The following is a 25,118-nucleotide window of genomic DNA, read 5'->3' as shown; positions in this document are numbered from 1 at the left end:
ACTAAAAGGAGTTCAAATGTCTTCTGTAGCGAATGAACACTTTATAAAAGCATCAGCAAAAGGGGCTCGAAAGTACGCCTACGGTTTTTTTGTTTTGCTTACGGCAATTGCCGGTAGTTGGGCAATGACGGATATATTTTCAGTGGATGGGTTTACGGCGATTGAAATCGTCCTTCTTTTCTTATTCACCCTGACCTTTGTTTGGATCTCAGCGGCATTTTGGAGCGCTATTATTGGTTTCACACTGCTGATGCTGCGACGCGATCCTGTAACCTTACAAAAGTCCCCAGATAAAGCGGAATCGGGCCAGTTAGATACTCGACATCGCCAAGCCATTATCATGCCGGTATACAACGAGGACACAAATCGCATCATGTCTGGCTTTGAAGCGTGTGTGAAGGAAATCGAAAAGTCAGGAAACTTAGCAAGTTTTGATTTTTACATGTTAAGTGACACTCAACAGAAACCATTGATAGAAGCTGAGCTAGTAGCTTGGAATAAATTGATTGCAAGAATGGGAACCGATACTGCTTCACATATGTTTTATCGACGCAGAGAAAAAAACACTGACCGCAAAGTGGGTAATGTAAAAGACTTTTGTGAGCGCTGGGGAGCTAACTATCAATCGATGATTGTGTTGGACGCAGACAGTTTGATGACAGCAGATAGCATGCTTACTTTAGTTAAGACTCTGCAGAGTAATCCTAAGGCTGGGCTTATTCAAACAGTCCCTATTCCAATTAGGCAAAACACCCTTTTTGGTCGTTTTTTACAATTTGCCTCTAGTTTGTACTGTCCAACGTTAGCTGCCGGTCAGGCATTTTGGCAGACTGATACAGCCAACTACTGGGGTCATAATGCGATTATTAGAATTGATGCATTTATGGCGTCCTGTGGTCTCCCCCACTTACCCGGTGATGTGCCCTTTGGTGGCGAGATTTTAAGTCATGATTTCGTAGAAGCCGCTCTATTAAGGCGAGCTGGCTGGCATGTATATTTACTGGCTGATCTTGAAGGCAGTTATGAAGAGGTACCGAGCAATATTATTGACTATGCAACAAGAGATAGACGCTGGGTACAGGGCAACCTTCAACATATTGGTTTACTTAAAACTTCAGGTTTGAAAAACATCAGTAAGCTACATTTTGTTTTGGGGGCATTCGCCTATGTATCATCGTTAGTATGGTTTGTCTTATTGCTGCTAAGTACGATTGACGCGACTGTTAGAGCAGCTTCTGATGAGGTGTTTTTTACCGCGACACATCAACTGTTTCCTGCTTGGCCGGTGGATAAATCCGATTCTATTTTTGCTTTGCTCTTCGCAACCGCTGTACTGCTTATCGGGCCAAAATTTTTAAGTTTAATTCATGCTTTGGTTTATCGTAGCTATGAGTTTGGTGGAGCATCCAAACTCGTTGCAAGTACATTGATCGAAATTGTCGTTGCCATCGTAATAGCTCCATTGATGATGGCTTATCATGCCTATTTTGTTTTAAATGCTTTAGCTGGAAAAAATGTAAGTTGGAACGCTCAAAGCCGAGAAGGCAGAACAGTTCCATGGTCCGAAGCTTTTAAACGGACATGGGCAGCGACCACAGTTGCAATTTTTTGGGGAGCATTAACTTGGTATCTAACTCCATTACTGTTTTGGTGGTTAGCTCCAGTGTTAATCGGTCTCATTTTAGGTGCACCCATTATTCATTATTCGAGTAGCTTGAAATTGGGGATTTTATCGCGCAAGCACGGCATTTTCATCTGTCCATGCGAAGTGATTGAACAACCTGTAACTAAAAGCTTAAGGCTAAGCCTTAGCAATTTGGATAAGCAAAGCAGATACAACAAGACGGTTCCAGAATTGCCACCAGAAAATTGGGCAAACATGCCCATTCAAATTCTTTCTCCTTCGGAAAAAGCAACATTGGAACATGGGCAGTCTATTACCAACGAATAACCTCTTTGAAACTTGATTAGAGTTTCTCCCCACAAACTTAACTGTTGTGGGGATTTTTTTGTGTTTTTCTCTGTAGTCGGGTGCTTTAGTCCCGCAAATAAATTGGAAACCCATGGCCTGTAGGCGGGTGCTTTAGCCCCGCGAATAAATTCAAAACCCATGGCCTGAAGACCATGCTACAAATACATTCCCTGTAGGTGGGTGCTTTAGCTCCGCAAATAAATTGGAAGTCCATGGCCTGTAGGTGGGTGCTTTAGCCCCACAAATAAATTCAAAACCCATGGCCTGTAGGCGGGTGCTTTAGCCCCGCAAATAAATTGGAAGTCCATGGCCTAAAGACCATGCTACAAAAAAAAAGACGACTCAACGTCGTCTCTTCGTGCACATCCTGTGGCTTGGTTCCAGCTATTCACTTCAATGAAATGATTAGTAATATACAAAACCCATGCTGACCCGTCCTTGGTATGACGTCCAGCCCGCACGTCCTTGAGCGGTCGTGCAGCAAAAGAAGCTGTATTTCTGAAAGCCCCAAAACAAAAAAGATGCCTATTAGACATCTTTATTTTAATTTCTTCGACGCCATCCATGGCGCTGGATTCCAGCCTGACATCCATGCCAGTCGTTCAGTCGGCTAACGCTTCTACGAAGCTAAATTCAGCCTCCTTCACCCTTTTTCGACTTGGCCGAATTCTAGTTCTACTGGTGTAGAGCGACCAAAAATAAGTACTGACACCTTCAAGCGGCTTTTTTCGTAATCGACTTCTTCGACAACACCGTTGAAATCTGCAAAAGGACCATCGGTAACGCGAACCACTTCGCCTGGTTCGAACAAGGTTTTTGGTTTTGGCTTGTCGACTGACTCTTCCAAACGATTAAGTATTGCATCCGCTTCTTTCTTAGAAATAGGCATAGGTCGGTCTGATGTCCCACCAATAAAGCCTAATACTCTAGGAACGCTTTTCACTAAATGCCAAGACTCTTCATTCATTTCCATTTCAACAAGCACATAGCCTGGGAAAAATTTGCGTTCGCTTTTACGCTTTTGACCTGCACGCATTTCAACGACTTCTTCGGTAGGAACAAGTATCTCACCAAAGTAATCTTCCATGCCGTTCATTTTAATATGTTCAATTAAGGTTTTTTGAACACGACCTTCATAACCAGAAAATGCTTGAACTACATACCATTTTTTATCAGACATGATTTACACTCCTAAACCGGTTATAAAAGATACGATTTCCACAATGGCCATATCTAGGAGATAAAGCACAATAGACATAAAAGCGGTAGCCGCTAAAACGATCAAAGTCGTCGTTGTTGCTTCTTGCCTCGTTGGCCAAACAACTTTACGAACTTCAACTCGAGATTCTTTTGCAAAAGTTAAGAATGCGCTACCTTTTACCGTACTGCTGGCAATAAAGCCGGCAATCACTACCAATGCTACAGCAGCAAGTGCACGATAAAGCACAGAAATTTCTTGATAATAGGTATTAGCAGCTATTACTCCGCCCAAGATCAAGACGATAATCAACCATTTGAGCATATCCAATGAATTGGATGGTGATTCTGCTTTTTCGCTCATATTCTTACTTCCGTAATAAATACTGGTCAATTGTGTTTCAAGAAAACCAGTATGTTTAAATTCAAATTTATGTGCTCTGACGAAAATTGGCAGGGGTGGAGGGATTCGAACCCCCAACCATCGGTTTTGGAGACCGCTGTTCTACCAATTGGAACTACACCCCTAACAAATTTCGGTTACACCAACCTTGTGATTTCAACCAATTTTTTATTGGAAAATTTGGAGTCACACAAGGAGGGACGCGTATTATACTCATTGAGCGCCGCTATTCAAGTAAAAATGAGTTTCCATGACGTAAAATGCCAGTACTAAAACAACTTTAAGGAGAAGGATGTTTTCGTGAGTTGCAATTGTTCAATACAGCTAGGGAACAAACAACTGCAAGTAAACACCTTTGCTTCACTTCTACGCGCTTAGAATGAACTTATAACTCAGATAATCTCACGCAACGGGAGAACTAAATAATTCATCTGCCAATTCAATTATTCCGTTAGAACACCAGAAGAGTCATCAAAATATTGATATTGCTTGGTGGGTGTGAATATTAATCCACACCAATAAAACCGCCTGTTTGATGGGACCATAGCTTTGCATAGATACCATTTTGCGCCAAGAGTTCGCTATGACTACCCGATTCGACAATTCTTCCTTGCTCTAATACTAACAAGCGATCCATTTGCGCAATCGTAGATAGTCGATGGGCAATAGCGAGCACGGTTTTATCTACCATAACTTGGTTCAAGCATTGTTGGATAGCGGCTTCCACTTCAGAGTCTAATGCCGAAGTTGCTTCATCTAAGATTAAAATAGGTGCGTCTTTCAACATAACTCTGGCAATGGCGATCCGTTGCCGTTGACCTCCAGATAATTTTACTCCCCGCTCTCCCACTTGAGCGTCATAACCAACATTGCCGTTCAAGTCAGAAAGCTGCTGAATAAACTCATCAGCTTCCGCTTGTTTTGCGGCAGTTTGCATTTGCTCTTCTGTTGCATCAGCGCGGCCATAAATAATATTTTCTCTTACGGAGCGATGTAAAAGGGAAGTATCTTGGGTCACCATGCTGATATTGGCTCGCAAGCTTTCTTGAGTGACCTGTTTAATTTCCTGCCCATCGATAAGTATATTGCCATTTTGCACATCAAAGAATCTTAGCAAAAGATTAACCAAGGTAGATTTACCCGCACCAGAACGGCCAACTAATCCGACTTTTTCACCCGGCTTTATGGACAAGTTTAACTGTTTAAAAACATCAATGGGTTTACCTTCGGGGCCTGCATAACCAAAATCGATATTTCTGAATTCGATGGCGCCGCCACTAACCTTTAAATTAGGCGCATCAGGTGCGTCTTTCACCGCAACATCGTTGGCCAAGGTGTTAATACCATCTTGAACAGTACCAATATTTTCAAACAATGAAGAGACTTCCCACATTATCCATTGAGCCATACCATTGAGCCTTAGACACAAGCTAATGGCGACCGCCAAATCCCCTGGCGTTACCAATTGATTTATCCACAAATAAATAGCTAGCGCGCTAACACTAAAAACCAGTAAAGCGTTAGAGAACCAAACGAATCCATAAAGTGTTGTAACTAACCGCATTTGTGGATAAACAGTATGCAAAAAACCGCTCATTCCCTCTCGCGCATATTCAGATTCCCGCTGGCTGTGGGAAAAAAGTTTTACCGTCATAATATTGGTATAACTATCAACGATTCTGCCGGTCATGATCGAGCGGGCATCTGCTTGTTTTTGCGATACTTTTTTAAGCCGAGGAATAAAAGTTCGTAGAATGATAATGTAAGTAAGTAACCAAGCGAGCAAAGGCACAGTTAAGCGCCAATCAATGGAAAATACCAACACCAGAATACTGATAAAATAAACACTCACATAAACAAAAATATCCAGTGATTTCATTACCGCTTCGCGAACTGCCAAAGCGGTTTGCATCACTTTTGTTGCTACACGACCTGCAAATTCATTTTGGAAAAAGCCAATACTTTGCCCTAGTAAATAGCGATGTGCTTGCCAACGTATCTTCATTGGATAATTACCCAACAAAGTTTGGTGGGTCAGCAATGATTGCAATACCACTAAACAAGGTAATATCACCAAAATAACCAATCCCATCCAGATTAAGCTGGTACTTTCTTGCTGAATAAAGGTCTTGGGATCTCGGTTTGAAAGCCAGTCAACAAGCTGACCAACATAACCAAATAACGAAACTTCTAGGGCGGCTACCGACGCGGCTAAAAGCGATACCGTAAAAATAACCGGCCACATTCCTTTAGTGTAATGACGACAAAAAGCAATAAGGGTTTTAGGCGGAGTTGTGGGGTGTTCAACAGGGAACGGTTGAGTCAACCGCTCGAAAAATGAAAACATTCAGGTTCCAACTAGAGTCTATTTGAGTTTCGAAATAATATTATCAATATTACGCTTATGATTGTCCTGCCATTGTTGTAATGAAGTTTGTGCATCTTTGTCGGTGCGCGCTTTTGCAATTTCATAGGCTGACTCAGCTTGGTCTTTAGGCACAACAACAATACCTTCTTCATCAGCAATAACAATATCACCGGGGTTGACAGTTACACCACCGCATTTAATAGTTTGATTCAACGGCGAATACGCTTTTTTCGACCCTGGATAAGGGATAACCCCACGGGCAAACACAGGGAATTGTATATCTCGGGTTTCGGCTAGGTCGCGAATGACGCCATCAATAACAAAACCCGCAATACCTCTTTCTTTCGCAATTGCACAAACATTTCCGCCGGCGGCAGCATACTGAGGGTCAGATTTCACTACAATGATATCCCCCGGCGAAGCTTCATATATTGCCGCGTGCAGCATTAGGTGATCACCAGGTTCGCAATTTACCGTAAATGCCGGACCAGCAATACGCGGTGGCTGTGGCCAAAGACTTGATATTTTATAATCAATAAATTGCTCTCGAGGTAATGCGTCAGCATATTCACATGGGGAAATTTGTTTGAATAAATTCATATCGAGCATAAATAATCACCTTTTTATTTTTTAGAAATATTAATACGCAAAATTTGTCACAAGCTTGAACAGCCAATAAATACAAATTCCAATTTGAATGAGGAAAAATACAAATCGAATCTGAACAGCCATCACTGAGGTCGAGACAAGATGAACAACAGATTGTCCTAATCTTGCTGCCAGCAAGTAATACGCCAACGTATCTGTAATGGCAGAGGCGTTTGTCGCTAGCGCCGCCAGCATAGTTCCGCCAATCAATACAAAGCTTTCTGCACAATTAAGGTGAGCTCGAGTGAGTCGTTGCCCAAAATCAGGTGAATCAGAACCGTCCGCTTTAAACTGATTGGGTAATCGTTGTTTTTGGCTCACTAAAATGGTTCTATAGGCCGCTAATAGGATAAGTAAAAGTAACGTCCAGCTAATGTATCCAAGCAGAGCGATAATAGTAGCATTCATTAATATTCCTTTGTACGGAAATAGTCTGTAGTGGTAAGTTAACTCAAATATTGCATAATTAGAAATAAGTTCAGATGTAGCGTTGTTTTACGTCTGTTGATTATTGAGGCTTTGCAACTAAGTAAAAACAGTTTTAGAAAAACTTGAAGGTGTAAGACTTGGCTAACATGCTCTAAACCAATTAAGTCCAAACAGATTATACATCTTATATACTTAGTACTGGCATAATTCTAGGAAGTGCAAATGAAATTGCTGTTTTGCTCTTCAACTCAAGGAACATTCAATCGATTCATGCATAAATTGGATTGTAGAATCGATTCAAATATACATTTTATTGGTTTACAACCTAACGTAAGAGAGTTTGATGAAATATTATTGTTTAATACTCACGGTGTTTGTTTTTCTCTGGGGTTGCTCTGATCCCGCTCCAGTCGAAGTTTCTGAACAACAAGAAACTCAGCCAGAAGAGCCTAAAAAGGCAAACTCTCAGACGGAATCACCGCAAGATGAAACTCCTGTAAAAGATCTGTCAGAGCCACCTGAAGTGGAAGAGTCACCCATAGTGATTGCGCCTAAAATTGAACAACCTCCTACTGAAATTCCGTCCCCAAAGGAAGCAGAAGTGTCCCCTCAACTCCCTAGTTCAGGGATTATTTTGGATAATATAGATAAAGAAGTTAAACCAGGAGATGATTTTTATCGATTTGCTAATGGGAAATGGCTGGACAAGGTAGAAATTCCTGCCGATAAAACAGGCCTAAACTCCTTTCAATTACTCGCTGATGAAGCCCAGGAAAACGTATTGGCTATCATCCAAAATGCGTCACAGGGTCACTTTAAAGAAGGCAGTAGTGAGCAAAAAGTAGGTGACTTATACACCTCATATACAGACATGAATACACGAGACAAAATAGGACTTGCCCCCCTTACCCCCGAATTTAGCAAAATAGATGCAATAGAAAACCATCAACAGTTAGCGAGTTATTTTGCATATGCCAACATACATAGCTTTGGTACACCTTTTGTCATTGAACAATATATTGATATGAAAAACCCAAATTTCTATATGATTCATTCGTGGCAGGCTGGTTTAGGCCTACCCGACAGAGAATACTACACAAGCAGCAAAGGGTCGTATCAGGAAATAAAAGGTAAATACCAAAAACACATAGTCAAAATGTTGGAATTAGTGGGCCTGGAAGATCCCAAAAAAAGTGCAAAAATTATTGTAGATCTAGAAACAAAACTCGCCTCTAAACATCTGAAAAAAGAAAAAACGCGGGATATTGCGGCCCAATATAACAAAGTACCAGTGAGTAAACTTTCAGAACTAATGCCTAATTTTGATTGGCCCATCATGCTAGCAGAACTAGGGCTTTCGGATTTAGATGCACTAGTCTTCCTGCAAACAGATTATATGGAAGCCTTGGACAATATTATTGCCAAAACCCCCTTATCAACTTGGAAAACCTATCTAAAATGGATGGTTATCAATCAAACCGCCTCCTATTTAACCACTGATTTAGATAAGGCACATTTCGAGTTTTTCAGCAAAGTACTCAACGGTGTTGAAGAACAGAAACCAAGATGGCGCAGAGGAGTTAGTTTTGTTAATGATCACCTAGGCGAGGTAGTGGGCGAAGTTTATGTGAAACAACATTTTTCCCCTGACGCTAAGGCACGAATGTTAGATATGGTTAATAACCTATTAGCAACATACGAAACCAGTATCAAAAATCTCGATTGGATGTCTGACGCCACCAAAACTGAAGCCTTGGATAAATTATCAAAGTTCACAGTTAAAATTGGTTATCCCGATGAATGGAAAGACTACTCACAACTTCAGATTGCTAAATCAGACTTAATCGGAAATATTAAGCGCTCTGATGAACTTCAGTGGCAGCAGTTACTTGAAAAACAACCAGGCCCAGTGCAGAAAAATGAATGGTATATGACTCCGCAAACCGTGAATGCTTATTATAACCCACCAGCGAATGAAATTGTCTTTCCAGCTGGAATATTACAACCACCATTTTTTAACATAGACGCAGATGATGCTGTTAATTACGGTGCTATTGGAGCTGTAATTGGCCATGAAATAGGTCATGGCTTTGATGATGTGGGAAGTACCTTCGATGGTGATGGGGTATTACGAAATTGGTGGGCTGACGCAGATCAACAAGAGTTTAAGAAGCGGACTAAACAATTGGTCAAACAATATAATAAGTTTAAACCCTTTAAAGATTTGCACGTTAACGGCGAATTTACCCTTGGCGAGAATATTGGTGACTTAGGAGGCTTGAGAATTGCCCTCAAAGCGTATGAATTAAGCTTGCATGACGAAGGGTCTCAAATACTCGATGGCTACACTGGTCAACAGCGGGTTTTCTTAGGCTATGCTCAAGTCTGGGCAGCCGTTATGCGAGATGAAACCTTACGTAACCTAATTAACAATGATCCCCATTCTCCACCCAAATATAGAGTGAACGGAGTAGTACCCAATATTTCGGAATTTTACTCTGCATTTGATGTAAAAAAAGGAGATGCACTCTATCTGGAGCCAAAAGATCGGGTGCAGATTTGGTAGTGGTAATTGAAACGAATGAAATACAAGAGTGCATTTGCACTCTTGTATTAAAGAAATGGTTTGTCTACGGGGCGTTTTTTATTCGCGGATTTAGCCTAATGAAGCAAAAACTAACGTAACTTTCTGGCTTTAAATTTACGCCCTTTCATTTTACCTTCGTTAAACTGCTTCAAGCTGCGTTTAACACTCCTTACCTTCACTGCCACATAGCTATGGGTTGCCGTTACTTTTATTTTACCGATATCTTCCCCTGAGACATCCGCATCTTTGGTTAGGGCCCCTAAAATATCACCAGGACGCAATTTGGCTTTTTTCCCACCGTCGATACAGATTGTTTGATACTCAGGTTGAACAATGCGGTTGGCATGAAAACGAAGGGCTTGAATTCCTTTCCATTCAATCTTTCGTTGCTGATAATCTTCAATGGCATTTGCTCGCCCCATCTCTTTTGGCGTGCATAGAGTCAAGGCTAATCCTTCTGCATCCGCACGACCTGTGCGACCAATCCGGTGAATGTGTACTTCCGGATCTGGGGTAATTTGATAGTTAATGACTGCGCCTACGCCCTTCACATCGAGCCCTCTTGATGCAACATCTGTGGCAATCAATACCGATAAGCTTTTGTTGGCAAAGCGGACTAAAACTTGATTACGATCTTTTTGTTCTAAGTCACCGTGCAATGCATCCACCGAAAATCCCATTTCAGCCAGTGCTTCTAAGAGTTCATGACAAGCTATTTTGGTATTGCAAAATATGATCGCCGACTCTGGTTGAAATTCTGTCAACAGTGCTGCAGTTGCTTTAATTTTATGGGGTTCTTCTACTTCAAAAAAGATTTGTTTAATTTTACTGGTATCATGGGTTGATTCCACCGTAACTTCAATGGGATTGCGTTGTATCTTGAGGCTAATCTGTTTAATTTGATCCGGATAGGTCGCTGAAAATAAAAGAGTTTGTCGGTCAGTGGGTACAGCTCGAATTACGGTTTCCATTTCCTCTTCGAAGCCCATATCTAACATTCGGTCGGCTTCATCTAATACCAGCGTATTCACTTCAGCTAAATTAAGACGACGTTTAGAGAGGTGATCCATTATCCGCCCTGGAGTACCAACAATTATATGCGCGCCATGGGAAAGGGAACCAATTTGCGGCCCCATAGGACTTCCTCCACACAGGGTGAGGACCTTCATATTATCAATCATCCGCCCAACTCGACGAATTTCTTCTGCTACTTGCTCAGCCAATTCACGAGTAGGGCACATAACCAATGTTTGCACTCTAAAGCGCTCCACATTCAGTCGATTTAGCAACCCCAACGCAAAAGCAACAGTTTTGCCACTGCCGGTTTTTGCTTTTGCAACGACATCCTTGCCTGCCAGAATTTTGGGAAGACTCTGTTGTTGAATTTCGGTCATCCCCTCAAATCCAAGGGTTTCCAAATTACTAACAAGTTCAGGTTTTAATGGCAAAGACGAAAATTGGGTCACTAAAGTGCTCTCTTTAAAATAAAGGTTAAAAGTAGTTAGATAGAACTATTGAGATCAATCTCAATGGCTTTTTCTAAAGCGGCCAAATGTTCAGCTCTTGCTTTCAATTTAGTTGCCCGGTGAGATTTCAAATCTAAAGAAGCCATTGCGGAGGCAACTTTGTTGACGGTTTTTTCAAACTTTTTGGGCTTCGCTACCAAGTCTAAAAATCCGGCCTCTAGTGCTTGTCCAGGACTAAAGATTTCAGCGTTAATAACCGAACGATTGAAAAAGCGAGGAGTTAAACGGTTGCGCGCCAACTCAATACCAACTTGGTGCATGGTCATACCGATGGCCACTTCATTCAAACCAATTTTAAAATCTCCGTCGGTACCAATACGATAATCCGTTGATAACAAAAGAAATGCTCCCTTGGCTACCGCATGTCCTGAGCAAGCAGCAATAACCGGGGTTGGAAAGGATAAAAGGCGCTTTGACAACATTGAGCCCATTTTCACGAGCTCCCTTGCTGACTCAACACTCTGTTTCATCACGCCTAAATCAAAACCTGCGCAGAACATACCTGCTTTGCCAGTTAACACCACTACTTTTTGATTTTTCTCAGCCTTGTCTAAACACAAATTTACTTGCTCAATAACGTCTGGTGAAAGAGCATTGGCCTTCCCATTATCGATAGTGATTAAGGCATAAGTTTCTTGATTTTGATAACTAACAAGTTTAGTCATAGTCAGGTCCGATTATTTATTCCACAAATTAAGTACACCTTCTTCCATATGCATAGGAATAGGCAGGTTTTCGTATTGTTTAAGCCAATATTTAGAAATTCGTTTAAATGCATCTGATTGTTTGTATTGCTTTGCCGCATTTTTTAATCTGTTCACCAACTCTGGGCTTGACTCCAGTTTTGACAACGTAAGATAAGTGACCGTTTCTTCATACATAAATACGCGTTCTAGCTGACTACAGCCTTTCCCTTGGACGCGACAAAAATATTGCATTCCTGCATCCGAAAAAAATATTGCACTGGAGTGTTCATTAACGACACTATCAATTGCCTCTGACCAACTTGTATAGGCGTGAATGTTCTTAGCATTTTGCGCCTGCAGTATTTTGTGACGAACATCATTCTCTAATACTGCAATGGAGTCAAATTCAGATAATTGCTCAAGATTATTTAACGGGCTAGCGAGTTTTTGAGAGCTATAAACTGAATACACATTTGCAGTTAAAGGCGTAATCCAGTGATAATTTTGCTCACTTTCTGCCGTGCGAGTCAAAGCAAAGGCCAACACATTCGCTTTAATTTTAGCTTCTTGTTCAAGGCGTTTCCAAGGGGCTAGTAGAATTTGCTGATGAATCCCAGCGGTTGTCAAAATCCCGTTCACTTCATCAACTAAAAAACCTGTTAACTTGCCCTTATCTGTCTGTTCAACAAAAGGCGGTTCAGGATATGCCAAAACCCAAAAATCTTCGGAAGATTGTGCGGACGCCCCACCATAATAAAAACCCAGTAATAATATGACTAAATTACCGGTTGATATGGAGGCTAATTTATATAAAGAAAACATTCGCCTTAATTGCATCATTAAAGGTTTTCTATTTTCCAATCAACTGTTTGTCCTGCGAAAAACGGTACAATGGGGTTTCCGTTTGGAAGGATGATTTGTTCAGGTATTTGCCACTTTTCTTTGACTAATGTTACGGTTTGGGTGTTGCGTGCTAAGCCATAAAAGTCTGCACCAAAGTGACTACTAAAACCCTCAAGCTTATCGATTGCACCTAAATCGTCAAATATCTGCGCGTATAATTCTAACGCACTCCACGCACTATAACAGCCTGCACATCCGCATGCGGATTCTTTTCTATGCTTTTCATGGGGCGCAGAGTCCGTCCCTAAAAAGAACTTTTTAGAACCGCTAGCAACGACTTTTCTTAAGGCTTGCTGATGGGTGTTACGTTTAAGTACAGGTAAACAGAAATTGTGAGGACGGACCCCTCCCACTAGCAAATCATTACGGTTCAATAATAAATGTTGTGGGGTAATGGTGGCTGCTACCTTGTCAGAACTTTGCAAAACAAACTCCGCAGCGTCAGAGGTAGTGATATGTTCAAAGACTATTTTCAAGTGAGGAAAACGTTCTACAATTTGTGCAAGATGCTGATCGATAAACTCTTTTTCTCGGTCGAAAATATCAATATGGGCTTGCGTCACTTCTCCATGAATGAGTAGCAGCATTTGCTGTTCGGCCATTTCTTCAAAAACGGGATACAGAGCTTCTATTCCAGCTACTGCTGCATCTGAGTTGGTAGTCGCACCGGCAGGATACAATTTAGCTGCTACCACACCTGCGTTTTTAGCATCTATGATATCTTGCTTACTGGTCTCATTCGTGAGGAACAACACCATGAGTGGCTCAAAATGACTATTTTCAGGTCGGGCGGCCAAAATCCGTGATTTATATTCCATTGCCATTTTAGCAGTAGTGACGGGCGGTACTAAATTTGGCATTGCAATGGCACGTTGAAAACACCTGGCAGTTGCTGGAACCGTTTCCCCTAACATATCGTGATCACGGAAATGCAGGTGCCAATCGTCTGGGGCAGTAATCGTAATTTTATTCATCATTGGCCTATAGTAATAGTTTACGCTAAATCTTCCCCCTATTATGCCCGAAAAATTGCAAAAATAATCTTTTGCATTGCATAAATAGCTTCTGTTATAAGGTAAAGATTAATTGTCGTTGTTGAGAATAACTGAAAATATGCAGCATCAGGTGTCGACATCTATCAGTCTGGTTAATCTTGTGGAGCAAAAAAAAGGACCGCTCACACTTGCCCTTAAACTCTTAGACCGCTTAGTGGGCGTTAAGAAAATGGATGTTCTTTATAAGCAACATCAAATGCAAGGGCTTGAAAAAGAAGCGTTTGCCGAAAAATTATTGGAAGTACTCAATATTGAAGTGTTAGGTGGAGAGACTGTTCAAAAAAATATTCCTAAATCTGGTCCACTGGTAATTGCTAGTAATCACCCATTTGGTGGTATAGAAGGCGTAATATTGTGTTTGCTAATAGGTCAAATACGTCCAGACCTGCAAGTGTTAGCCAATCAAGGATTAAAACTTTTTCCAGAGCTCAAAGACTACTTTATTTTTACCAATCCATTGTCTGAGCGCGATCCTAAAAATACACCTTCTATTCGTGCAAGCTTGAAACATGTTAAACAAGGTGGTGCGTTATTGGTATTCCCCGCAGGTCGTGTTGCATACTACCAAGGCGATAAGAAACGCATAAGTGAACATCATTGGAACCGCATAGTGGGGAAACTTATTAACGCTTCTCAAGCGCATTTTTTACCCATTTTTGTAAGTGGTCAAAATAGTCCCTTATTCTATCGACTAGGACGGGTTTATTACCGCTTTAGATTGCTCATGTTAGCTCGAGAGTTACTCAATAAAAACAACTCTCAAGTACAAATTAGCTGTGGTTCATTAGTAAAGCCAAATACTTATAAAGTTGAAGACAGTAAACAACAGGCCGCACTTTGCAGGATTCAGAGTTATTCTCAAGACCCCTTTTGGAATATGGCGTGGCCTGCGGATCAACAAATTCAACAAGCACCATTGGCAAATCAAGTGCCTTGGCAACAAATAGCCCAGGAATTGCAAAATCTACCTAAAGATCAATGTTTGTTAGTGCACAAAGAATTCTCCGTTTATTACGGCTATCAACACCAACTGCCTAACACAGTAGTTGAAATTGCCAGATTACGGGAACTCGTTTTTCGCCAGCATAATGAAGGCAGCGGTGAACCAATAGACACTGATGAGTTTGATGCCACTTACACCCAATTATTTGTGGTTAATAATGAAAAACAAAATATTATTGGTGCATATCGGATGGGGCAAACCGACAAATTGTTGGAACAAGGTGACATATCCCAATTGTACTTGGCACGTATGTTTAACTTTTCGGCGGGATTTGTAAACCGACAGCAACCCTGTCTTGAGCTAGGCCGATCATTTTTGATACCCGAATATCAAAAGAGCTTCCAAGGATTGTTTTTATTATGGCGAGGTATTGGCGCATTTGTATGTAAATTTCCCCATTATCGGACGCTATATGGCACAGTTTCGTTGAGTAAGCTTTATAACCCACGTTCGGTTGCATTAATCGAGCATGGGCTAGTCACACCAACAGACAAAGTAACGCCCCATAAAAAATTCAATTTTCCACCCCACCCGGAAATTTTAGATTTTGCCAAAGAACACGACTTATCCGCACATTTAACCACCTTACTGGCGGCCATAGAGAGTGATGGAAAAGACATTCCAATCCTAGCCAAGCATTATTTAAAACTCGGGGCTAAATTTCACTGTTTGGGTATAGACGGAAATTTCAATGACACTCCAGGATTGCTATTGAGCGTTGAACTTCCGAAAGCCCCCGAGAAGCTGTTGAAGCTTTATTTGGGAGAGGCGTGGAAACAGTATAAGTTAAACGAAGGTTGAGTGCGCCATCTCCCTGTAGCATGGCGCTTTAGCCCATGGAAATACAAAGGCAAAAACGTAGGGGATAAATCCCCCACCTACAACACCGAGGAAAGAATACAAACCCCACCCTGTAGCATGGCGCTTTAGCCCATGGATGATAAGAACAAAAACGTAGGGGATAAATCCCCCACCTACAGCAACGAGGAAAGAATACAAACCCTGTAGCATGGTCTTTAGGCCATGGAAATACAAAGGCAAAAACGTAGGGGATAAATCCCCCACCTACAGCAACGAGGAAAGAATACAAACCCGACCCTGTAGCATGGCGCTTTAGCCCATGGAAATACAAAGGCAAAAACTAGGAGATAAATCCCCCACCTACAGCAACGAGGAAAGAATACAAACCCCTCCCTGTAGCATGGCGCTTTAGCCCATGGAAATATTTTTCCACATCAAAACACGCAAGGCGACCTTCGGGCTGATGCCTATACTACGATTATGATTTTTTGGTATAGGCACTGATGATCACTATTCGCTGACCATTCACTTTGCCTTCAATATGCTCAGGATTACTGCTCAACGCAATACCGCGAACTGCGGTTCCGCGTTTGGCGGTAAAATTCGCGCCTTTTACGTTCAAATCTTTTACTAAAGTGACTGTATCGCCAGCCTGCAACGCTGTGCCGTTACAATCTAAGGTTGGCTCTTCATTTTGCTCAACAAGACCTGACTCTGCCCATTTAAGCATATCTTCATCTAGATATAACATGTCTAAAAGATCCTGAGCCCAGCCTTCAGTAGACAACCTTTTAAGCATCCGCCATGCGACGATTTGCACTGCTGGTACTTGGCTCCACATACTATCGTTTAAACAACGCCAATGGGTCATATCAAGCTCTGCATCACCCGCTATTTGTGATTGGCATGTACTGCATACTAAAATACATTTATCTGCATGGGCCTCTTCTGGCGGAACTTCATACACGACCAATGAGTCAGTTGCGCCGCATAATTCACACGCTTTGTTGCTGCGAGATAAAAGAGTTTGTTCGATAGACATGCTAAAACCTTTGTAGATTGGAATTTAAGCGGCGATATTATGCATAAAAACCACAAAATTTCTATGGTTTTATGCATTTAGATAGGAGTTTTAGAAGGATTTATGGATTGGCAACCGACACTTTACCCGCCTTTTCTCGCTGAAAACTGATGGTGGCAGGAGCGACGCCAAAGTTTTCAGGCGTTGTGTTACCTCTTAAAGATTGAATCACATTGAGTAACGAAAAATGATGAATAGCATGGCTTGATATAAACATTAACTCTCTGGCGAGCGTAGAGTGCACGTTTACCTTTTCGACCTTATTAGCATTCACTTCACTGCTTACCTGCAAATCCACATTGAGATCTTGTTGGCAAACATGAACTAGCCAGTTTTCAATTTCCTGCCATTGCTTTAATGCAGCTTGAGGGCAACTTTCAGATTCCGTATATCGGTTCCGCTTATCGTAATCAATAAGCTTATGGCTGATACCATTTTTTAAAGCTAAATAATGATCAAGAATGTGCCGCATATGCATACCCGCGCTTCCGGATAAATGGGGTTTCAAAATCTCCTGATAATCCTTATTATCAGTTTCTATTAAAAATTGCTTGGCTTGGCGCACAACTTCAAGCTGACTTTCGAGCATGTTTTTCCATCCGCGTTTTACTAGTTTCGAGTTTGCTTTTTAGCTAAGACCTTCATACATAAATATTAATTTCATTATTTATGCACGAAACCTCATATCTTTGACTAGTTATGGTCAACGAAAATTAACTTGGAAGTATCAAAACCGGCGTCACTGGCCTCTTGAATCAACATCTCTACAGTTGATTTTGGCAGTTCTTGTTCTCTACTGAGGATCCACAAATAATCTCGGTTTGGACCACTGACTAGAGCATACTCATAGCCAGTTTGATCAAGGAAAAATATGATGTAGCTGGCATAAAATGGACCAAAAAATGATACTTTTAAATGCCCCGTTGATTCCTCTCCAACAAAATAGGCCTTGCCTTCCGCTTCTTTCCACTCATTATTTTCTGGATTAAAACCACGATTAGTCACCCTCACTCCACCATCATCAAGCAGAGTGTATTCGGCAGTCACTCGCTCTAAACCTTCTTCAAAGCTGTGGTCAAAACGAGCAATTTCGTACCAAGTACCCAAATATTTATTTAAATCAAAGTTATTAACTGGCTCAATCCCTTTAGGAATTGAAGTACATGAGGCAACTAAAAAACTGACCACCAAAAGAAACAGAAGTTTTAATTTCATAAATCGTAAACCCAATAAACTAAACAAATCTATTTGTTATAACGTATAAATTGCGGTTTTGTATCACTTATTTAAACAATTTTTAGACTAAGCTACTCTACAGATTCAGCTTCATTTCATAGGTGGATTCAGCAAATCCGGCTTTTCTATAGGCTTTAATAGCCGATTCATTGGTGGCATAAACATCTAGGTAAAAATCACTCAAATTCTGCTCTTTACCCCAGGTAACTAGCCTTTGCATAATTTGTTTGTTAATTCCTAAACCACGATACTCTTGAGCTACAAACATAAAACCTAAATAAACATGATAATCATGTCTATGGGCAATCTTAGACTCACGTATTTGAGCATAGCCAGTGGCGATAATCTCACCATCAATTTCCGCTACAGCCAAATGCGAAGACTTGCTGGTAATTAAACTTTCGATATCGTAGTAAATAGCATCTTTTGTTTTTAATATGGAATTGAAAGGACGCTCAGCGGCAATCAGCTTCTGTTCTAATTCTCTTAATTTTTCAAGATCGTCTATTGTTGCTTTTCTTATACTTATATTTTCCAACGGTTAAATTCACCTAGTTTATTTTGGTTAAGTGTGCGTAATGAAACGAATAACATGAATTTAATGTAACTTTTCTAGTAACCATTGCAAGGTAATTTTTAGCAAAACCTCGTCTTCATGGGCGGCTGAGTCTAGAACATTAAATATATGGTCGGCCCCTTTGAGCACCACCGCTTGGCCATCTTCGGAGCCTACGCCTTGAATTAACCGAACTGAGGAGATTGGATCAACTATGTCATCAGCGCCACCAGCAATGGCTAAAGTGGGCCCAGTATAGTTCGCCAATTCAGTTAACGATTTTTGTTTTTTGACCTGCTCGAACCATTGCAAACTCAAACTCAAGGGGCCTCGCCAGTCAAAGGTTAATTGGGCGAAACCGTTATCTAAGGCGTTTGGGTATTTAGCTTGGAATAGACTTAAAAACGCCTCATTGCCATCACCAACCACTGATGACCAAGTTACCAAAGCAGCAAGTTCTGGATGCTCTATCACTAACAATTGAGCAATCAACCCACCTTGACTAAATCCAAGCACGGCGATGGCGTCGCTATCTATTTGTGGTTGTTCAGTTAAAAACAACCGTGCCATATTTGCATCAGCAACTGCACTGTCTAAAGTGTACTTCAGGTAATCTACTTCGCTATCGCCAGTACCAGCAAAATCGATTCTAATGGATGCGATATTATGCTCTCTTAGCTGTTTGGCAAATACTGCATATAAATCTCCCACTTCATTTTTATTCGATGCCGTTCCGTGCAATAAAATGACAGCCGGATAATTCCCGGGGCTGGAGGGGGTAGAGTAGATTGCAGGGATTTTATAAGCGCCATTATCCAATAATAATGAGGTCTCCCCACTAAAGGCATCTGTTGCTAAGAACACATACAAGCACAGCAAATACTTAATCAAATTCACAGAAGTCACGTCCACAGTCTTTTTTACTATTTAAGTAGATTAAACTGCAGACGTTAAGTTTTCCATGTTTAAACTTGAGTGTTATTAGTTTTTAAGCTCGCTTCGCAGTAATTCAGTGCCCGCGGATAATGCGGATAATTTGGCGCGAGCCACCTGTTGCGGCAAAGGAGCCATACCACAGTTGGTCGATGGGTATAGTTTGTCAGCATCGACAAACTCAAGGGCCTTTCGCAAGGTATTAGCGACTTCCTCAGGAGTCTCTACTTTATTAGTTGCCACATCAATGGCCCCTACCATCACTTTTTTACCTCTAAGAAGTTCAATAAGATCCATAGGAACTCGAGAGTTTTGACATTCCAATGAAACTATATCGATATTCGATGTTTGCAATTTGGGAAAGGCTTTTTCATATTGCCGCCACTCTGAGCCCAAGGTCTTTTTCCAATCCGTATTGGCTTTTATGCCATAACCATAACAAATGTGTACCGCAGTTTGACATTTGAGCCCTTCAATTGCCCGTTCCAAAGTAGCGATACCCCAATCATTTACCTCATCAAAAAACACATTAAAGGCGGGCTCGTCGAATTGAATAATATCAACCCCGGCCGCCTCTAACTCTTTGGCTTCTTGATTAAGAATTTTAGCGAACTCCCAAGCTAATTTTTCGCGACTTTTATAATGATCATCAAACAAGGTATCAATCATCGTCATCGGCCCGGGAAGCGCCCATTTAATGGGTTGTTTGGTTTGCTTTCGTAAAAATTTAGCATCTTCAACAAAAACTGTTTTTTGACGAGCAACAGCACCAACCACTGTGGGTACGCTGGCATCATAGCGATCGCGAATTTTCACAGTCTTACGCTTTTCAAAATCAACCCCATCAAGGTGTTCAATAAAAGTAGTTACAAAATGCTGGCGGGTTTGTTCACCATCACTGACGATATCAATCCCAGCTTGTTGCTGATCTTGAAGTGATAGACGTAACGCATCTCGCTTGCCTTCAATTAGCTCTTCATCTTGCAATTTCCATGGTGACCAAAGTGTCTCAGGTTGTGCAAGCCATGCAGGTTTAGGCAGACTGCCCGCAGTTGAGGTAGGTAGTAGTGTTTTCATAATGAATAAAATCTTATATTAGGTTGATGATTAAGCGTAATTAGCAGACCACTGTTCAAGGACACGTTGGTAAGGTTTGATGAAATGCTCTTCAGCGAATTTTCCTTGCTCATTTGCCAACTGGCTGCGCTCTTCCCGGTCATACACAATTTGAGTAATTGAATGATCCTGATTTTGTAAATTCGGTTGATAACACTGGCCAGCAACGGCATTGGCGTTATAAATCTCTGGTCGATAGATTTTTTGGAAGGTTTCCATAGTGCTAATGGTGCTGATCAGCTCTAGTGCTGTGTAATCATTTAGCAAATCTCCACAGGAATAAAAAGCCAGTGGCGCTACGCTATTCGGCGGCATAAAATAGCGTACCTGCAAGCCCATTTTTTTGAAATAGAGTTCCGTCAAAGATGAATCGCTTGCCTGATATTCAACACCTAATATGGGATGTTGATTTTCTGTCCGATAATAGGTTTTGTTATCCGAAACACTGAGACAAATAACAGGTAGCTTTGTAAAATGCTGTTTGTAGGCGTCTGAGTTAACGAAAGATTTAAATAGTTTGCCATGCAGATCGCCAAAGTTATCCGGGATGCTAAATTTCGGCTGGTTCTTATTATGTTCTAACAATAAAACACTGAAATCATAGTCTCGCAGATAAGACGAGAAATTATTGCCCACAATGCCGTCTATGCGCTTATTGGTTCTATGATCTACGATAGTGGTTTTTAATATTTCAATCGATGGAAAGCTACGACCACTGCCCTCAATGTCAATATCGACGGTGATGATATCCAACCCCACAGAATAGCGGTTTCCATTTGGATTATCCCAACACGCCATACCGTTGAAACTGTTGTCGATCATATTAAGCGCATTACGCAAGTTTGCTTGACGGCTCTGCCCCCTCGCCAAATTAGCGAAGTTGGTAGTGATACGAGTATTCTCCGATGGATGATAGTCTTCATCAAAGGCGACGCTGTTAATGGTAAATGTAAACTCTTTATTCATGCTGATCTGTATCCAATTTATCTGCGACAAAACCTAAATTTATCTTCTGCCCTGTATGGACATTCCCGCTTTAACTAACGACTTTGTTAATCAATAAATGCTTTCGCGACACTATCGCCAGAACCTAAGTCACGTAATCAAAAGGCACTGCAATTTTTATATAAGTCGTAAGTCAAAGGAGAGAGTGTTTTATACGCGGATTAACACATGAATAAAAATGATATAATTTCATTAATACATGAATTAGGCTCATGAATTCTAAAGTGGGTGGGGTTGATTTGATGTTTTCGATTTTTTAATAGTGAATTAAATAAAATTGGTACTTTGCACACCCCCCATATAAAGGTGATCGCAGCTTTTTTTAACAGACAGTTTAGTTAACCTGTAGCAGACTAACTAAACTGGAAAAGGATGGATTATGCTGTTCGTTTTTCGAAGCCAAAGAACCTATCGAGAGATAACCTTCCTGCTCCCATAATCACAAATAAACAAAATAATATTTGATCTACATCAATTAACGTTTATAATTTTCAGAAATTACTGAAACTTCAGAAAAGAGATAATTATCCATGAAAATGACACCCATGATAGAAACCTTCGTTATGCATTTTGGTGAAATGGGCAGCCGCTGGGGGTTTAACCGCACTGTCGGGCAAATGTATGCGCTTTTAGTAATAAGTGAAGAGCCTTTAAGCGCCAATGACATTGCTGAAGCTCTGAATGTTTCTCGCGGGAATGTCAGTATGGGATTGAAGGAATTACAGTCATGGCGGCTAGTACAAATGCATCATGTGCCTGGAGATCGAAAAGATTACTTTAAATCTTTAGGTAGCATTTGGGATATGGCAAACAAGGTATTTGAAGAGCGTCGTAAACGAGAAATTGAGCCCACTATGAGCGTCCTTCGAGATACCCTTTTAGTTACGCCGGCGAATCAACAAGAAGAATATGCCCAACAACAGTTAAAAGAAATTCATGACTTATTGGAAAACGTGACTCAGTGGAGTGAAGAGTTGCAGCGCTTAAGTCCAGAAAAGCTATCAACCTTAATGAAGCTAGGTTCCGGGGTAGGTAAAGTTTTAGATATGAAGGATAAGTTTTTAAAAAGTAGTTAATTCAAAAGGGTTCAGGTTAGACAGCAGATTATCGCCGTAAGTAGGGTAAATTCATCAAGTTTTAAGATTAATTAAACACGGCTAAAATCAGCGCCGCTAGGGGTTTTCAATGGCAGACGTAATGCTACTCTCTCGCATTCAATTTGCAGCAAATATTAGTTTTCACATTTTATTTCCAGCGATTAGCATTGCTATGTGTTGGATGCTTTTCTATTTTCGCGTTCGTTTTCACATTAGTAAGCACCCTGTATGGATGCGAATTTATCGATTTTGGGTAAAAGTGTTTGCCCTTACATTTGCAATGGGCGTAGTGAGCGGAATTACGATGTCATTTCAATTTGGCACCAACTGGCCTGGTTTTATGGGCACGGTAGGCAATATTGCAGGACCTCTTCTCGCTTACGAAATCATGACTGCATTTTTCCTAGAAGCAACGTTTCTGGGAGTCATGCTATTTGGCATTAATCGCGTGCCTCCCTGGCTCCATACCTTATCAACCTTTATTGTTGCTATAGGGACATCACTTTCTGCATTTTGGATTTTGGCCCTCAACTCTTGGATGCATACTCCTACAGGTTTTGAGATGCGTGATGGTGTCGCTTATGCAGTGGACTGGTTTGAAATTATCTTTAACCCATCCTTCCCCTATCGTTTAGGGCACATGCTGTTAGCATCAGGATTAACCATTTGTTTTCTAATTGCAGGCATTTCGGCTTACCGAATCCTTCGCGGTGACAACAAAAAAGCGCCTAATCTGGCTTTAAAAACCGCAATTTTTCTAGCGGCCATACTGACCCCTTTACAAGTGGTTATGGGTGATATGCATGGACTCAACACTTTCGAGCATCAACCGCAAAAAGTGGCAGCAATGGAAGGCGTCTGGGAAACAACAAATGGTGCGCCACTGCTATTATTTGCAGTCCCTGATGAAGAACAACGTACAAATCATTTTGAGATTGCCATACCGAAAATGGCCAGTGTAATTTTAACCCATGATCCCGATGGACAAATTAGAGGTCTAAACGAGTTTGAGGGTAAACATCCGCCCGTTAAGCCTGTGTTTTACGGTTTTAGAATCATGGTTGGCTTAGGCATGCTGATGTTATTCAGTAGTTGGGTGGCAAGTTATTTCTTGTGGCGAAAAGGTTCACTTGCCCCTTGGATGTTGAAATTTTTTATTGGCATGACTTTTTCTGGTTGGGTGGCAACTTTAGCGGGCTGGTACGTTACTGAAATTGGCCGTCAACCCTACTTGGTGAGCGGTATTTTAACCACCGCAGATGCGGTAACAGATATCGCACCAGAAAATGTTGGAGTGAGCTTAGCCATGTATCTGTCCCTTTATGCATTCTTGTTATTTGCTTACATAAAAACCTTGTTTTACATGGCTAGAAAGTCTGTGGAAATTGAAGAATACGATGCGGCTGAATACACACCCGCACGCACCAGAGCAACGGCGGAGGAAAGCCAATGATTTTAGATCATCAGTTACCCATCATTTTTGCTGGTTTAATGGCGTTTTCCGTACTCGTATACGCCATTCTCGACGGTTACGACTTGGGTGTGGGTTTACTGTTACCCATGGATAATCAACAACAAAGAGACAAAATGATCGCCTCAATCGGCCCATTTTGGGATGCCAATGAAACTTGGTTAGTGTTGGCAGTTGGATTGATGTTAGTCGCCTTTCCCAGTGCTCACAGTATTATTTTAAAAGCACTTTATTTACCAACAGCAATCTTACTCATTGGCTTAATTATTCGTGGCGTATCCTTCGATTTTAGAGCCAAGGTAATCGCCCATAAAAAAGACCGATGGGACAAGTTATTTAAGTTGGGTTCTTTTATTGCCGCAGCGGCTCAGGGTTACATGTTGGGCATGTTTGTTATGGGCTTTGAAATTAGTTTGAAGTCAGTAGCATTTAGCCTACTCAGTGCCGCTGGCGTAGCAATGGCATATGCATTAATTGGTGCTTGTTGGTTGATCATGAAAGCCGAAGGCCAGTTGCAACTAAGAGCAATAAAATGGGCAAAAAATGCAGGAAAAGTATGTCTCGTTGGGATTTTGGCTGTGTGTATAATTAATCCCCTCATTAACTCGTTTGTATTCGAACGTTGGACCCAACCTCCCCTAGCCTATTTAATTGCCTTGGTGCCCATATTGTGTTTTGCCTTTTTTGTCATTGGTTACTTCACATTACAAAAACTGCCCCTTAAAGATGATGCAGGTTGCTGGTTGCCCTTCGTGCTGTGTACCGCCATTTTCACCTTTAGTTTCTTAGGATTGGCGTTTAGTTTTTATCCTTTTGTTGTGCCCGGTGAACTCAATATTTGGCAAGCTGCTAGCGCCCCGGAATCTCTGCGTGTCATCTTGTATGGCGCACTGATTGTTATTCCCTGTATTTTTGCGTACACCTTGTTCTCATACCGTGTGTTTTGGGGAAAAGTGCGAGATTTGGAATATCATTAGACATAGGACGGTGTTCAAAATGGTTTTTAGTTAGCTAGGGCATACGTATTCAATGTAATCTTTATGTA

General features: G+C 41.2%; 22 protein-coding genes and 1 tRNA gene. 6 read left to right on the top strand and 17 right to left on the bottom strand.

Translation table 11 applies throughout. The annotated features are described in order from the left end of the window. The first annotated feature begins 16 nt into the window (after window positions 1–16). Window positions 17–1,951, top strand: coding sequence for a glucans biosynthesis glucosyltransferase MdoH (mdoH, locus tag Q4574_RS16620; RefSeq protein ID WP_303475501.1), 1,935 nt, complete (start codon window positions 17–19; stop codon window positions 1,949–1,951). Between the two features lie 664 nt (window positions 1,952–2,615). On the opposite strand, the gene nusG is transcribed toward mdoH, so the two are convergent. From nusG to Q4574_RS16590, 6 genes are all read right to left on the bottom strand, one after another. Continuing rightward, window positions 2,616–3,152 carry a transcription termination/antitermination protein NusG gene (gene nusG / locus Q4574_RS16615; protein WP_303475499.1) on the bottom strand — a complete coding sequence of 179 codons (537 nt, stop codon included), beginning with the start codon at window positions 3,150–3,152 and terminating at the stop codon, window positions 2,616–2,618. A 3-nt stretch (window positions 3,153–3,155) separates the two neighbouring features. Beyond that, window positions 3,156–3,533: a preprotein translocase subunit SecE gene (secE, locus tag Q4574_RS16610; RefSeq protein WP_303475496.1), complete on the bottom strand. Its 378-nt coding sequence runs from the start codon at window positions 3,531–3,533 to the stop codon at window positions 3,156–3,158. A gap of 87 nt (window positions 3,534–3,620) precedes the next feature. Then, window positions 3,621–3,697, bottom strand: a tRNA-Trp gene (locus Q4574_RS16605). A 380-nt stretch (window positions 3,698–4,077) separates the two neighbouring features. Continuing rightward, the gene (locus Q4574_RS16600) at window positions 4,078–5,919 is read right to left on the bottom strand and encodes an ABC transporter ATP-binding protein (protein WP_303475493.1); all 1,842 of its coding nucleotides are present in this window, start codon (window positions 5,917–5,919) and stop codon (window positions 4,078–4,080) included. A gap of 18 nt (window positions 5,920–5,937) precedes the next feature. Further along, the gene (locus tag Q4574_RS16595) at window positions 5,938–6,549 is read right to left on the bottom strand and encodes an RraA family protein (protein WP_303475491.1); all 612 of its coding nucleotides are present in this window, start codon (window positions 6,547–6,549) and stop codon (window positions 5,938–5,940) included. 30 nt (window positions 6,550–6,579) lie between these two features. Next, window positions 6,580–6,996, bottom strand: a complete 417-nt coding sequence (locus Q4574_RS16590; RefSeq protein ID WP_303475489.1) for an MAPEG family protein — start codon at window positions 6,994–6,996, stop codon at window positions 6,580–6,582. Window positions 6,997–7,360: 364 nt separating this feature from the next. Here Q4574_RS16590 and Q4574_RS16585 point away from each other — a divergent pair, with 364 nt between their 5' ends. Beyond that, window positions 7,361–9,583: a M13-type metalloendopeptidase gene (locus tag Q4574_RS16585; RefSeq protein ID WP_303475487.1), complete on the top strand. Its 2,223-nt coding sequence runs from the start codon at window positions 7,361–7,363 to the stop codon at window positions 9,581–9,583. Between the two features lie 110 nt (window positions 9,584–9,693). On the opposite strand, the gene dbpA is transcribed toward Q4574_RS16585, so the two are convergent. The 4 genes from dbpA to pyrC are packed head-to-tail and all read right to left on the bottom strand — an operon-like array spanning window position 9,694 to window position 13,693. After that, on the bottom strand, window positions 9,694–11,070 hold the full coding sequence (dbpA, locus tag Q4574_RS16580; RefSeq protein ID WP_303475485.1) for an ATP-dependent RNA helicase DbpA: 1,377 nt from the start codon (window positions 11,068–11,070) through the stop codon (window positions 9,694–9,696). A 35-nt stretch (window positions 11,071–11,105) separates the two neighbouring features. Then, window positions 11,106–11,795, bottom strand: coding sequence for a crotonase/enoyl-CoA hydratase family protein (locus tag Q4574_RS16575; RefSeq protein ID WP_303475482.1), 690 nt, complete (start codon window positions 11,793–11,795; stop codon window positions 11,106–11,108). A 12-nt stretch (window positions 11,796–11,807) separates the two neighbouring features. Next, the gene (locus Q4574_RS16570; protein WP_303475479.1) at window positions 11,808–12,656 is read right to left on the bottom strand and encodes an ABC transporter substrate-binding protein; all 849 of its coding nucleotides are present in this window, start codon (window positions 12,654–12,656) and stop codon (window positions 11,808–11,810) included. Then, window positions 12,656–13,693 carry a dihydroorotase gene (gene pyrC, locus Q4574_RS16565; RefSeq protein WP_303475476.1) on the bottom strand — a complete coding sequence of 346 codons (1,038 nt, stop codon included), beginning with the start codon at window positions 13,691–13,693 and terminating at the stop codon, window positions 12,656–12,658. The genes Q4574_RS16570 and pyrC overlap by 1 nt, the downstream gene beginning before the upstream one ends. 151 nt (window positions 13,694–13,844) lie before the next feature. Between pyrC and Q4574_RS16560 the strand changes: the two genes are divergently transcribed. Further along, window positions 13,845–15,578, top strand: a complete 1,734-nt coding sequence (locus tag Q4574_RS16560; protein WP_303475533.1) for a lysophospholipid acyltransferase family protein — start codon at window positions 13,845–13,847, stop codon at window positions 15,576–15,578. A gap of 478 nt (window positions 15,579–16,056) precedes the next feature. Here Q4574_RS16560 and Q4574_RS16555 read toward each other — a convergent pair whose 3' ends face one another. The 7 genes from Q4574_RS16555 to Q4574_RS16525 all read right to left on the bottom strand — a co-directional run bounded on the left by Q4574_RS16555 (window position 16,057) and on the right by Q4574_RS16525 (window position 21,466). Next, window positions 16,057–16,620, bottom strand: coding sequence for an alkylphosphonate utilization protein (locus Q4574_RS16555; RefSeq protein ID WP_303475474.1), 564 nt, complete (start codon window positions 16,618–16,620; stop codon window positions 16,057–16,059). Between the two features lie 100 nt (window positions 16,621–16,720). Continuing rightward, complete coding sequence (locus tag Q4574_RS16550) at window positions 16,721–17,248, bottom strand: hypothetical protein (RefSeq protein ID WP_303475472.1); 528 nt, start codon at window positions 17,246–17,248, stop codon at window positions 16,721–16,723. A gap of 104 nt (window positions 17,249–17,352) precedes the next feature. Further along, window positions 17,353–17,874: a lipocalin family protein gene (locus Q4574_RS16545; RefSeq protein ID WP_303475469.1), complete on the bottom strand. Its 522-nt coding sequence runs from the start codon at window positions 17,872–17,874 to the stop codon at window positions 17,353–17,355. Window positions 17,875–17,971: 97 nt separating this feature from the next. After that, window positions 17,972–18,433 (bottom strand): N-acetyltransferase family protein, encoded by a 462-nt coding sequence (locus tag Q4574_RS16540; RefSeq protein WP_368411648.1) that lies wholly within the window; start codon window positions 18,431–18,433, stop codon window positions 17,972–17,974. Window positions 18,434–18,493: 60 nt separating this feature from the next. Beyond that, complete coding sequence (locus Q4574_RS16535) at window positions 18,494–19,357, bottom strand: S9 family peptidase (protein WP_303475467.1); 864 nt, start codon at window positions 19,355–19,357, stop codon at window positions 18,494–18,496. A 75-nt stretch (window positions 19,358–19,432) separates the two neighbouring features. Further along, window positions 19,433–20,461: a methionine synthase gene (locus Q4574_RS16530; RefSeq protein ID WP_303475465.1), complete on the bottom strand. Its 1,029-nt coding sequence runs from the start codon at window positions 20,459–20,461 to the stop codon at window positions 19,433–19,435. Between the two features lie 30 nt (window positions 20,462–20,491). Further along, entirely contained in the window at window positions 20,492–21,466 is a 975-nt protein-coding gene (locus Q4574_RS16525; RefSeq protein ID WP_303475462.1) for a DUF1852 domain-containing protein, read from the bottom strand. 569 nt (window positions 21,467–22,035) lie between these two features. On the opposite strand from Q4574_RS16525, the gene Q4574_RS16520 reads away from it, so the two are divergent. The 3 genes from Q4574_RS16520 to cydB all read left to right on the top strand — a co-directional run bounded on the left by Q4574_RS16520 (window position 22,036) and on the right by cydB (window position 25,050). Next, window positions 22,036–22,581: a GbsR/MarR family transcriptional regulator gene (locus Q4574_RS16520; RefSeq protein WP_303475459.1), complete on the top strand. Its 546-nt coding sequence runs from the start codon at window positions 22,036–22,038 to the stop codon at window positions 22,579–22,581. A gap of 109 nt (window positions 22,582–22,690) precedes the next feature. Further along, window positions 22,691–24,055, top strand: a complete 1,365-nt coding sequence (locus Q4574_RS16515; RefSeq protein ID WP_303475457.1) for a cytochrome ubiquinol oxidase subunit I — start codon at window positions 22,691–22,693, stop codon at window positions 24,053–24,055. Then, window positions 24,052–25,050 carry a cytochrome d ubiquinol oxidase subunit II gene (gene cydB, locus Q4574_RS16510; protein WP_303475455.1) on the top strand — a complete coding sequence of 333 codons (999 nt, stop codon included), beginning with the start codon at window positions 24,052–24,054 and terminating at the stop codon, window positions 25,048–25,050. The genes Q4574_RS16515 and cydB overlap by 4 nt, the downstream gene beginning before the upstream one ends. The last annotated feature ends 68 nt before the right edge of the window (window positions 25,051–25,118 follow it).

This window comes from Aliiglaciecola sp. 3_MG-2023 (assembly GCF_030548205.1).
GTDB lineage: Bacteria > Pseudomonadota > Gammaproteobacteria > Enterobacterales > Alteromonadaceae > Aliiglaciecola.
Note: the sequence above shows the minus strand (reverse complement) of the source record. Positions and strands in the feature narration are given on the sequence as shown.